The 11975-nt window shown below is 26.8% G+C and carries 9 protein-coding genes and 2 pseudogenes; 6 read left to right on the forward strand and 5 right to left on the reverse strand.

Going from position 1 to position 11975, the window contains the following annotated elements; all coding sequences use genetic code 11:
• Window positions 1-47: 47 nt before the first annotated feature.
• From GCL57_RS15085 to GCL57_RS11435, 5 genes and pseudogenes are all read left to right on the forward strand, one after another.
• Window positions 48-173, forward strand: a complete 126-nt coding sequence (locus GCL57_RS15085; RefSeq protein ID WP_281349661.1) for a hypothetical protein — start codon at window positions 48-50, stop codon at window positions 171-173.
• A gap of 184 nt (window positions 174-357) precedes the next feature.
• Window positions 358-1587, forward strand: a pseudogene (locus GCL57_RS11415) (lantibiotic dehydratase).
• Between the two features lie 39 nt (window positions 1588-1626).
• Entirely contained in the window at window positions 1627-2784 is a 1158-nt protein-coding gene (locus GCL57_RS11425) for a thiopeptide-type bacteriocin biosynthesis protein (protein ID WP_152213483.1), read from the forward strand.
• Between the two features lie 44 nt (window positions 2785-2828).
• Window positions 2829-3347: pseudogene (locus tag GCL57_RS15215) on the forward strand (thiopeptide-type bacteriocin biosynthesis protein).
• 25 nt (window positions 3348-3372) lie between these two features.
• Window positions 3373-4671: a lanthionine synthetase C family protein gene (locus GCL57_RS11435; RefSeq protein WP_152213484.1), complete on the forward strand. Its 1299-nt coding sequence runs from the start codon at window positions 3373-3375 to the stop codon at window positions 4669-4671.
• Between the two features lie 16 nt (window positions 4672-4687).
• Here the strand turns inward: GCL57_RS11435 and GCL57_RS11440 are convergent, their stop codons facing one another.
• Window positions 4688-6208 (reverse strand): ABC transporter substrate-binding protein, encoded by a 1521-nt coding sequence (locus tag GCL57_RS11440; protein ID WP_161597729.1) that lies wholly within the window; start codon window positions 6206-6208, stop codon window positions 4688-4690.
• Between the two features lie 312 nt (window positions 6209-6520).
• On the opposite strand from GCL57_RS11440, the gene GCL57_RS11445 reads away from it, so the two are divergent.
• Entirely contained in the window at window positions 6521-7081 is a 561-nt protein-coding gene (locus GCL57_RS11445) for a hypothetical protein (protein WP_152213486.1), read from the forward strand.
• Here GCL57_RS11445 and GCL57_RS11450 read toward each other — a convergent pair.
• The 4 genes from GCL57_RS11450 to GCL57_RS11465 all read right to left on the reverse strand — a co-directional run bounded on the left by GCL57_RS11450 (window position 7073) and on the right by GCL57_RS11465 (window position 11945).
• Window positions 7073-8725 carry an ATP-binding protein gene (locus GCL57_RS11450; RefSeq protein WP_152213487.1) on the reverse strand — a complete coding sequence of 551 codons (1653 nt, stop codon included), beginning with the start codon at window positions 8723-8725 and terminating at the stop codon, window positions 7073-7075. The genes GCL57_RS11445 and GCL57_RS11450 overlap by 9 nt on opposite strands.
• 8 nt (window positions 8726-8733) lie before the next feature.
• The gene (locus GCL57_RS11455) at window positions 8734-10254 is read right to left on the reverse strand and encodes an ABC transporter substrate-binding protein (protein ID WP_152213488.1); all 1521 of its coding nucleotides are present in this window, start codon (window positions 10252-10254) and stop codon (window positions 8734-8736) included.
• Between the two features lie 252 nt (window positions 10255-10506).
• On the reverse strand, window positions 10507-11385 hold the full coding sequence (locus GCL57_RS11460; RefSeq protein ID WP_152213489.1) for a hypothetical protein: 879 nt from the start codon (window positions 11383-11385) through the stop codon (window positions 10507-10509).
• Window positions 11386-11570: 185 nt separating this feature from the next.
• Entirely contained in the window at window positions 11571-11945 is a 375-nt protein-coding gene (locus GCL57_RS11465) for a RidA family protein (protein ID WP_152213490.1), read from the reverse strand.
• Window positions 11946-11975 lie beyond the last annotated feature (30 nt).

Here is an 11975-nt window from a genome sequence, read left to right on the forward strand (position 1 = left end):
AATATTATTAATGTAATTTTTGTAAAACATTGAATATTGAGTTTTTTATGTCATTTATAAATGAAGAAAATAACGAAGATATTTTTGACATTAATTTCACTGCATCTACTATTGAAGTGAATGATGAATTGATGTCGTGTCGTTCAGTTGGAACTTGTCTTTGCATGGAATGAAAATTTATATTTACGTATCATTTATATAAGGTGTATAATTATGTCATTTATTTATGAAAATAAAAATGAAGATATTTTTGATATTGATTTTTTGGTAACTACTGTAGAAATTGAGGAAAGCCTTAGTTTGTCATTTACATGCAAACTTTGTGAATAGATAATGTACTCCCCAAATCCATTCTTTATGTTAAGAACACCAATATTTCCAATAAATTTTTTTATTGATTATTTAAATAATAAGGAAGATATCTTAACTTTTCTTCCCAAGAAAAATTATTATGAAATTCTTAAAGAAGCAATTTTATTATCGAGTAAATCATTATATGATACTTTAATCTTATATGAACATAATAAAATACAAGATATAAGAAAACTAGATCAGATTAGATCTGGCGTTTTGAAATATTTTTCTAGAGCAACATCCAGAGCAACTCCTTATGGCTACTTTGCGGCAGTAAAAATGGAGTATTACTTCGATGAGTCTGTTTCAAATTCAAACTGTGAATATCAATTCAAAAAATCAATTCGTCCTGATATGGAGTGGATTCAAAGTTTTGTAAAAAGAATTGAAGAAAATATTGATTTAGTTCCTGAAATTAAATTAAAAATGAATCCTATTATTTTTGAACATGGTGACAGAATTTTATTAGCATATTCATCTGTTAATATTCTTCAACTAAAAGAAAATAAAAATGCAATAAATGAGAATATATCAATAAAAAATAATTCACTTATAAACTTTATTAGGAAAAATTTACAAGAAGAATTAAAATTAATTGAATTAGTGAATAGAATAAAAGTTAAATTTTCAATAAATGAAGATTTTAAAATCAACTCACTTTTACAAGATTTAGTTAATAAGAGTTTTATTATAACCGAGTTAAAGCCAATTATTGGCAAGACAGATATTTTTTCTGAAATTATAGAAAAGTTATCTTTTTTTCCCTCTCAAAAGCAAAATTATGAATATCTATCTGATCTAAAGTTTAAAATGAATGAATATTCAAAAATAAAAATTGGTGCTGGAGTTTTTCATTAAAACAAAATAATTAATGAAATGAAAAAATATTGCCATACTAAAAATTCATTACAAATTGATCTCAAATTAGAGAATGATAATTTTAAATCAATTGAGTTAGATCTAGCTAATCAAGTCAAAGAATCTATTAATTTCCTTGCTGCAATCGCATCTCAGCAAAATGGTTTTCCGCATATTCGTGAATATCATAATGAGTTTTTAGATAAATATGGTGTTGACCGTGAAGTATCCATTCAAGAACTGCTTGATGAAAATATCGGACTTGGTGCGCTAGCTGGTTATAAATATCCACAAAGTTATCGTAAAATACAAAAAAATGTTAAAAAAAATGAAAAAATATTAAATATTTTTTTAGATAAAATTATGGAATGTTAAAGATCATTTTCAGATTCAATTCAGATTACTGAGCATGAGTTGAAGGTATTAGAAATAGATAAAATAGATTCAGAATTAATGCCAGATTCTATTGAAATATATGCACAAATTTTTAAAGATAAAAATAAGCTTGATTTACAAACCTTTGTAAAAGATATTGAACAAAAGTATCCAGATACTTTATTTTGTGAACTTCTGTATTCTTCCCCATTTGCTCGAAATGCGAATGTTGCACTGTCTGAAAGTTATTGGCAGTATCGATTGTATTTAGATACATTTGAGGAATGTGCTAAAACCACACTGAAGTTAGAAGATATTGTGGTTTGCGCTGATTTTAAAAGACTTTATTTTAAATCTATAAAATTTCAAAAAGAGGTGGTATTTGTTGCTTCACACGTATTAAATTTTCAAAATGCTCCAAATATAATCCGATTTATGCGTGAAATAAGTTATGAAAAATATGTTCTATGGAATAGCTTTTATATTGATGAATTAGCAAGCTTAACATTTGTGCCTAGAATAGAATATCAAAATATTATAGTTTCACCAAGGACATGGAATTTAACTTTACATTCATTAAAACTATTAAAAGAGAATTTTAATTTTAAAAATGATTTTATGACTCAATTTAAAGCTTGGCAGAGAATATGGAATGTTCCAAGAATTATAAATTTAGTTCAAATTGATAATAAAATACTTTTAGATCTAAGCATTGATCTGCATGTCCATGAAATAATGAAAGATTTAGTTCGCTATAATAAAGTAATTTTACAAGAAAATTTAGGAGTAAATTTTTCTGAACAGAGTTTAGATAATCTTATTTTTAATGAAGAAGTTATCCTTCCTTTTAAAGCGAATAAAGAAAAAACTCCTTCATTAAAATTGATTGAAAAATGTATATCAAAAAATTATCCTAAAATTTTTTATCCAGGTAGTGAATGGTTATATTGTAAGATATATGTAAATAATATGCGTGAAGAAGAGTTAATTTCAAATTATCTTTCTGAATTTATAAATGAAATTAAGAATGAAATAAAAATTGAAAGTTGGTTTTTTATAAGATACCAAGATCCAAAGAAACATATTAGATTCAGAGTTTTATTAAAAGATAAAAGTCAATACGCAATTTTACTTAATAAGTTAAATTTTGTTTTCACATTTTTACATAAAAAGGGAATTAAAACTCGACATGTATAGATTCTTATGAGCCTGAAATTGAGCGCTATGGGGGGCCAGATTTATTGCCTCTTGCTGAAAAAATATTTATGCATGAAAGCGAACTCGCTTGTTTGATATTAAAGAATAAAAAAATGATTGAATAAAATTATTCATTAGTATATGTTTGCGCATTTCTTTCAATTGAAGTCCTAGATGCTTTTGGATTAAACTATAGCGATAAATTGCATTGAATTGATAGTACCACTACAAAAAATAAATTTATTGATGAATTCAGAGAAAAAAGAAAAAATGTAGTGAATTTATTTGAAAGAAATAATTATTGCTGGTACAATGATAAATCTTTTGACTATTTAAATTCAAACATATTAAAGCATAGTGAAGAAATTATAAAGTATAATAGTTTATTAGAAAAAAATATTTCAAATTCGCTCATTTATAGTTCAAAAAAAAGGATAATAAACAGTTTTATTCATATGCTATGCAATAGAATTTTGGGAATTAATAAAGAGTTAGAAGAGAAATCAAATGCATTTATATTGCATACTTTAAATAGTTTAAAATATAATAACTTGAAAAAATAATATTTTTTTTATAATGGATTAATTTATGATAGATGAAATAATTTTCGAGCTTGCATTGTGTTTAGAAGATATTGAATATGTAGAAAATATATTGAAAAATTCTAATAATGCTTCAGCTCAACTGGAGTTAACAACATTAGCAAATGGCTTTCCTTCAATTGCTCTTTTTTATGCACAGCTTAATTCCATATATCCAGAGTTAAAATTTAAAAAATTGAGTCATCAGTATTTAGAAAAATCAATTGCAAGATTTCATGGCAATACATTGAACACGAATTCTTCCTTTTTCAGTGGCATAACTGGCCTCTGCTTTACAGTTTGGGTCTCATCTGAAAATGGAAGGCAGTATCAGGGTTTATTAGGAAAAATAGATTCAATCTTGTTTCTAGTCTTAGATAAAAAATTTAAAGTAATAGAAAACAAAGAGCTTTTTAGTCCAAATGATTACGATGTCATTCAAGGTCTATCAGGTGTTGTAAGGTATTTGATCTTAAGAAAACATGAAAATAAACATTTTGAATATCTAAAAAAATCTCTGAGAATTTTAATAAAAATAAGTTCATTGATGAAATATAATCATTATTCAGTTCCAAGTTGGTTACTTTCAAAAAATGAGAATATATTTGGACTTGGGAAGTTAAATAACCCAGTTGAAAGTTTTAATGTAGGAGTTTCACATGGAGTCAGTGGAATATTATTAGCTCTTAGTATTTCAAAAATTAATAATATTCAGATGAGTGATTTAGAAAGTTCAATATTTTCTATTAAGAATTGGATATTAAAATGGACTCAGGAAGATGAATGGGGCCCTTACTGGCCAAATATAATCAGTTTAGAAGATGAGTTAAATGGAAAGTATTATCATAGAAAGGAAGGAACTCAGCGGCAAGCGTGGTGCTATGGAACCCCTGGAGTATCAAGAGCACTCTATTTAGCTGGCACTGCACTAAATGATTTTGAATTACAAGAAATTGCTCTAAAAGCATTTTTGACAATTGAAAAAAGACCTGAAGTAGAATGGTTTTGTGATTCTCCGACATTTTGTCAAGGCTATTCAGGTCTTTTGCAAATAGCAAAGAGATTTTATTTTGATAGCAAAAATAAAAATATTCTCAACATTATAAATAGACTGCAAGAAAAAGTAATTTCCCTCTATTCAAAAAGCAATTCATTTTTATTTTGCGAGTATAAAAATAAAGAAGGCATAATTGGAGATCTAAAGCAGATCGGATTGATTGAAGGTGCCACTGGAACTGCATTGAGTCTTATTCACACAGAATATATGGACAAATGTTTTTGGGATCAAGCATTTTTAATATCATAAATTAAATTAGTAGATTTTAAAATAATTTAAAATCTACTAATTTAATTTTCCATAAATCCAGTCTAACACCGCTGTACATGGATTCTAAAAATTTAATTCTATCTTTGCGATAGGCAAATCGTTTTTTTAGATTAAACATAACTATCATATAATTTTTTCTCTTAAAATATTCACTTAATTGTCGAGTGTGCTCTGGATTACTTAAAAAATTATTTACAGATAAATCATATAATTTTAAAAATTCTTCGTCATTTTCAGGATATATATTATTAAAAAAGGAGCCTGTTTTAAAATAGGCAAAATTTGCATTTGGATCATCTGTTTGAGTGTCAAAACCCGTAAACCAGAGGACATTTTCATCATCTTTTTTAAATTTCGTATAATTAAAGTCAGTATTATAGAACTTTAAATTTATTCCAATTTCTAAAAGTTGTCTTTTAATTTCTTTTATATAACCAATTTCATTTAAATCTTTTTTAATTGGCCAAAAAGAATGAACAGGGAGAACTTTGTTCTCCCACAGTTCTTTTGGGACTTTTGCCATATGCTCCTTTGCCAAAGCAATATTTTGCTTTGTTATTGGCTCTCTTGAGCGATAGCGTTCCTGCCAAGAATACTGTGCCAACATTTGATCTTCTGCGACAATGTCATTATCTGAAGAGGTTTTTACTATTTTTTCTCTATCTAAAGCAAATGTGATTGCTTTTCTAAAATTTTCATTTGCTCCTAGGGGAGACTTAAAATTAAATAAAAATCCTCCATTGATGTAAATATTTGGAAATAAGACTTTGCCTTCAAAGAAAGATTCAGATAAATGTGAAAGAAATCGTAAATCTCCAATGTCTTTATCACTAAAAATAATTCGGATGTATTTCGGAATGTCTTCTTTAGAAGTCTTTTCTAAGATAAATTGATAGTCTTTAAGATCTGCTTTAAGTATTTTATAGCGACCAAAACCTATTGGAATACCTTTCCAGTCGATATATTTTTCGTCGAGCTCTTCTATGGGGACAATAGGCATAAAAGCTGTGGAAAGCTTTTGCAGTAAAAAATGATTGTTTCTTTTAAGTGTCAATATAATTTTAAAATCATCTACAACCTCAAAACCATCTAAAATTTTTCTTGGATAATTTAGATTATGAATATTTTCAAACTTCGCTTCTTTTAAATTATCTATTCCCACTATGTCATCAAGATTTGAAAATGCAAAATTATTTTCTTTGCTTTGAAGTAAAAGCCTTGCGTATGAAAATTCCACATCATAGGCAGTAACCGTTCTGCCATTGTGAAATTTTATATTTTTTTTAAGGTTAATTTCACATTTTTTATTTTTACATGAGTAGTTTTCAACAAGTATATAAGGATCTCGCTTGGTATTGACCTCTTCTAAATCAATTAAATTACCGAAAACGGCAGAACCAAAGGTCTCGACCACATTTGTTTCGGTATCGATATAACTCCATGGTATTTGAGGTGTTTCTCCTAAATTTATTGTTAAAGTATTGTTGTCATTATAAAGATCCGAGTCACTATACATACTATTTTCCTTTTTAAATTTAGGTATTATAAAAAATAAAAGAATAATTATTGTGGCGACTAATATAAATAGTAGTTTTTTTTTCATTCATAAACCTTTCTTTATCCTTATATGGATAAAGAGTTTAATTTATACATAAAGATTGAAATATTCAAATTTTTAATTAAATTTTTATTGGTAATCTATTATTTTAACATAATTTATATACTTTTTATTTGAAATATATTATAATATCATTTTATTTTGACAATTTTTATGTAAAATTGACATTTTATAAATTATTAGAACTAAATCCGTTATAAGGTGTTGTGTATGGATAAGAAATTATTAGAAGAGAATATTAGGCATGAGTTAAATAATATTTTGCTTATTTGTGATTCTGAAGTATTAGCACAATATGAAAATTGTATATTAAATAATCAGAATAAAATTCCCAGCGAGTCATTGAAATATTATTTTTCTTTTTCTAAAGAATCTCATGAGATAATGACAAAAAATTTAGATATTTCGTGTGAACTGACGCTGCAAGGATATTTTGAAAATCCATTAAGTGTATTAAATAATTTTGATCTCTGCTGTAGCATAGCCAAATTTTTAAAAATTAATTATATTAGCCTGATAAATAAGATAATGAATGAAAAAACCTTAAACATTGCTAATCAATCATCATTTATTAAAACTATGAAAATTTATGAAGAAAAACTGTCAAAAGATTCTTATAGAAAATTATCTAAGCTAATGCTCACTATATTAGAAAATAATGTAGACATAGACTGTTTTTATGATACATCTCTTTTTTTAATTTCTAAAAAGTTATATGAGAACGAATCAGTGAACAATATTAAACTTTATATCGAGGGTAATTTAAGCTAATTTTATAATAATATCTTCATATTTTATTGGTTTTTTAGGTAGAAATGTTTTAATTAATTTTAAATACTCTGAGGGAACCCTATTTTTTACGTTATTTTCAAACGATGAACATATTATAATGTTTCCTGTAAATAAATCATCAGAATATTTATAAATATCTTTGAAAAATTCGCTATCAATGAGATCGTAATCACCAAAGTTAAAATCACAAATTATAAGATCTATTTTTGACAAAAAGGGCTCATTTTTTATTCTCATTCCAATCGTATGTGAAAAAAACGAATCTGGATTTTCAAAACAAAGAATTTGCGCATCAGTCATTTTTTCTTTCCAACTGTTCCAGAATAAAGTTTCATCTTCTAGCAAAATGACAAGTGGATCGCTCTTTTTCGTTTTAAAGTTTTCTGTTAAAATAATTTTTGGGATTTTTTGCTCAGTCATATTTTTTATTATCCGACATCTTGAGTCTTTTAAACAAGGTAGAGTAATTCTGAAAGTTGTTTGTCTACTTTTTAGTAAAATGATATCAGCAGATGATCTATTTAACATTTCTTTTAAGTTAGAAAGACCTTTTCCATGCCCATCTTTTTTAGAGGTAAATCCACTAAATATTTTATTTTTAATAGATTCTTCTATGGGGGTGCCGTTGTTTGTAATATCAATAGTAACTTTAGAATTGTTTTTTTTCTGAAGAATATTTATTTTAATTTGGCTTGCCTGAACACTTGCATGTAAAGCATTGTCAATAAGTACAATAATAGCATGTTCTAAATATTTATTTATATAGTTAATCTCATTAAATGTATTTATGTTTATGATTACCTGAATATTTATATTCGAAAATTTTGCAAAGCTTTTAATGAACTCCTCTGGATTGATACTTGTAAAACTGGATTCATCTATTAATTCTGCAACTTGTTGATTATAATGAATTGCTCGTTTAACAATTTCATCTTTATTGCCTGTTGAGTTTAAAACGTTAAATTGATTGTCTAAACTGTGTTTAATTAAATTTACAGTATTATTTATTGTATTTACTCTAATTCTACTAATAAGTTTGTCTTGTTTTCGAGCATGAAAAACTCTTAATGGCAAAGCTATAAAAAAAGTTAAAAAGAAAAAGAATATTATATTTAAAAAAACTAATGAAAATATAAATGGTAAGCCAAAAAAGAAGATAAATTTTTTATAATAAACGACTTTGTATTCTTTATTTTTTGTTTCATAAATATTTGCTATATATAAATATTTATTAAAAATAATAAATGAGTTATTGCTTTTTAAATTATCTTTTATTATATTTTTTCTTACTTCGTTTATTTCTATATCTGTGATGCTCCAAATGGGGCTATTTTTTTCACCACATATTTGACAATTCCAAATATCAACTGAAAAATTATTGGAATTACTTTTTTCATAGTTATAAATTGACAAAGAAAATTCTATGAGCCTAGTTAATATATCGTCACTATTATTAAATTTAGATAAATGCTGAATATATCCGCTACCTGAATAAAAAATTTCATTCATATTCTTTTTATAGTAAATATAATTTTCTACTAATACTAAACTGAGTAGTATTAAGCAGAATAATTCAATTTTTATAAATGAATAAAAAGATAAATTATTAAAGTAATTTTTCAAATTATTTCCTAAAATATATTGTTATTTTTTAATTTAATTTTCCATAACTCTATTCTAACGCTATTATTTTGGGGCTCAATAAATTCAACTCTCTCTTTTTTGTATGCCATTCTTTTTTTAACGTTTAAAATAACAACCATATAATTATTGTCTTTAAAATAAGCGCTTAATTTTTGTGTGGATTCTGGATTTTCTATATATTGTTGGGCGGATTCATTAAACAAAATTTCAAACTGACTATTATTCTCTGGATAAATATGATTAAAAAATGATCCTTTCATAAAGTAGCCAAAGTTACGGTTTGGATCATTTGTTAAAGTATCAAAACCAGTCCACCATAATACATTTTCATCGATTCTGTTAAATTTTGTATAATTAAAATCTGTATTGTGAAAAACAAGATTGAGGCCAACTTCAGATAATTGTTTTTTTATTTCTTGAATATATTTTAACTCATTGAAGTTCTTTTTTAATGTCCAAAAACTATGTACATTTAAGATTTTATTTTCCCATAATTCTTTTGGTACCTTTTTAAGGAGTTCTTTTGCTAAAGAGATATTTTGAGATGTTATAGCTTCACTTTTCCGATATTTTTTTAATACAGAGGAGAGGGGAAGCATTTGATCTTCAGCGATTAATTCATTGCTTTCAGCTGTATTTGCTATTTTTTCTCTATCGAGCGCAAGAGAGATTGCCATGCGAAAGTTTTCGTTTGCTCCAAGTTTTGTACTAAAGTTAAATAGAAAACCACCATTTACATAGACGCTTGGAAATACGACATCTCCATCAAACTGAGAGTCGGACATATGAGACAATATCCTAAGATCTCCAATGTCTTGATTGCTAAAAATAATACGAATGTATTGTGGAATATTTTCATTACTCATATTCTCTAATATAAATTCATAATTTTTTAAATCTACTTCAACAACTTTATATCTGCCAAAACCCACAGGTAGGTTTTTCCAGTGAATATAATCTGATTTGAGTTCTTCGATGGGCACAATAGGAAGTCTTCCTGAATTTAATTTTTCAAATATATGAGGATTATTTTGCTTTAAATCAATTGTTAAATTATAATTATCAATGATTTTTAATCCATTTAGCATGCCTGAGAAATAAGATATTCCATTTTTTTCTATTTGTTTTGCTGGATTTAATTTTTCGATACCTTCAATATCATTGAGAATAGTAAAAGCAAAATTATTTTCTCGCTCTTGCGTTAAAAAACGGGTAAAAGAAAATTCTATGTCGAATGCTGTTACATTTCTGCCATTGTGAAACTTTATATTCTTTTTTAACTGAATAGAGCACTTTTTATCTTTACATGAATAATTATCAATTAAATTAAATGAATTGCTATTTGAATTATATTCTTGTGAATCTATAAGATTGCCAAAAACAGCGGAAGCAAAGGTTTCAATAACATTTGTTGAGGTATCTAAATGATTCCAAGGTATCTGGGGAGTTTCAGATAAGTTTATGGTAAGTGTTTTGCTGTCGCTATAAATATCAGAATTGGTATACATTGTGACGTTCCTTTTGTTTTTAATAGTAATAATAGTTATAATTATACTTAATAGTATTATATATATAAAAATGTAAATGTATTTAATTCTCACGATTATTTCCTCAAATATCTAAATACGAGTTGATATAATAGCTGAGTATTGGAAAGTTGTATAACGTTTTTAATTAACTTTTCAATTAATATTTTGGTATGCTACTGCTTGATTTGTATTCTATTAATATTTAATAATTTTATCAATTTAAAAAATTAATTAGAGTGGTTTTAATATTACAACTTTTGCTCTGCGTTTAACGGACCAAGTCGATTTTTCTCTATTAAAAAATGAAATTGCCGGGAGTGACTCAGAAATAACTAAAGATTTAATTTTTTCACCTTCCTCAAAAATACCCACCTTTTGTGAATATTTAATAATTTGGAAGAATTCATCTTGTGAGCAGTTTTCAGTGACTTCAGCGGTCTGTAATTCAGGCGCGTATGGTTTAAATACGCTCTCTTCTATTCTTAAATTATATTTTTCTAATTTAAAATTTATTTGAGAGTTTTGATGTTGGACTATTTGTAAGTTTTTCTGAAGTTTTATGAGATGTGGTTCTGCATCTTTTGGATTGGCTTTGTCTTCAATAAAAAGTTGAATAACGAATCGAATTTGTTTTGTAAGAAGATTTGTAATTAAGAAGGTTCTCATGAACTCGGCAATTTCAATTGCTCCAGCACTTTCAATGAAATCATTTTGTGTAGTTAATAAAGCTGTTTTTGACTGAATAAGATCTTGTGAAGCATTTTGAATAAAGAATGTGGCACGATCAAAAGAATCCATTATTTTTTGGTGGAGCGCTTCTTGTTTTTCGGGCAATGCTTCCATTATTTTAAGGCGCTCAGAAACCTGCTTAAAATGCTCTTGTTGAAAGCTTAAGCTATCTGCAAGCTGATCTGAAAGAGTTTTTATTGCTTCCATATTTCTTTGATTCATAAGAATGAGTTCTTGGTTTTCGGCTCTTAAATTAGCAGCAATTTTTTGGCTTTCAAGGCCAAAAAGTCGTGTTAAAAAAGAAGATTTTTGTGGTGCATTAAAATTTGTTGCAGAAGGAATAGGCTTTATAGCTGTCTTTTGCATGGTTTTCATGTTCATCGAGACCTCCTTGTCGCATGCTGAGCTATCTTATACTTGTCGTTGGTCATGAGTCAAAAAAAATAGAAAAAGAATCAGCTCAAATATAAACTTGGCAACAATATTTTGAAGAGAATGGTATTTTAAAAATAAAATACATTAAAATTATTTCTAGTAAAAACTATTTTATTTATTTTTTAAAAACATTAAAGAGAAGCAATACACTCAATTTCAACCATGACATCGAGTGGGAGTTTTGCTACTTGCACAGTTGATCTTGCAGGGGAGTGACCTTTAAAAAGTCTTTCGTAAACACCATTCATTTTTTGAAAATCATTCATATCTTTAAGAAAAACGGTTGTCTTAACAACTTTTTCTATTGCCGACCCGCTTGCTTCTAGAATGGCACACATATTTTTAAAGACTTGCTCTGTCTGGCCTTCAATGTCACTGGTTTCAACTTTCATGCTAGAGGGGTTTAACGGTATGGAACCCGAGCAGTAAACCATATTGCCTAAAACGATAGCTTGAGAGTAAGGACCGATAGCTTTAGGGGCATTATCTGTAGCAATAATTTTCATTGAATTTTCCTCGTTGAATTTAGACAGTAT

Origin of the sequence: Fluviispira multicolorata, from assembly GCF_009208585.1 — a bacterium.
GTDB lineage: Bacteria > Bdellovibrionota_B > Oligoflexia > Silvanigrellales > Silvanigrellaceae > Silvanigrella > Silvanigrella multicolorata.

Excerpts from the sequence above, each read along its gene's own strand:
- GCL57_RS15085 (WP_281349661.1), top strand. The coding sequence starts at position 48 with ATGTCATTTATAAATGAAGAAAATAACGAAGATATTTTTGACATTAAT.
- GCL57_RS11435 (WP_152213484.1), top strand. The coding sequence starts at position 3,373 with ATGATAGATGAAATAATTTTCGAGCTTGCATTGTGTTTAGAAGATATT.
- GCL57_RS11440 (WP_161597729.1), bottom strand. The coding sequence starts at position 6,208 with ATGTATAGTGACTCGGATCTTTATAATGACAACAATACTTTAACAATA.
- GCL57_RS11445 (WP_152213486.1), top strand. The coding sequence starts at position 6,521 with ATGGATAAGAAATTATTAGAAGAGAATATTAGGCATGAGTTAAATAAT.
- GCL57_RS11455 (WP_152213488.1), bottom strand. The coding sequence starts at position 10,254 with ATGTATACCAATTCTGATATTTATAGCGACAGCAAAACACTTACCATA.
- GCL57_RS11460 (WP_152213489.1), bottom strand. The coding sequence starts at position 11,385 with ATGAACATGAAAACCATGCAAAAGACAGCTATAAAGCCTATTCCTTCT.
- GCL57_RS11465 (WP_152213490.1), bottom strand. The coding sequence starts at position 11,945 with ATGAAAATTATTGCTACAGATAATGCCCCTAAAGCTATCGGTCCTTAC.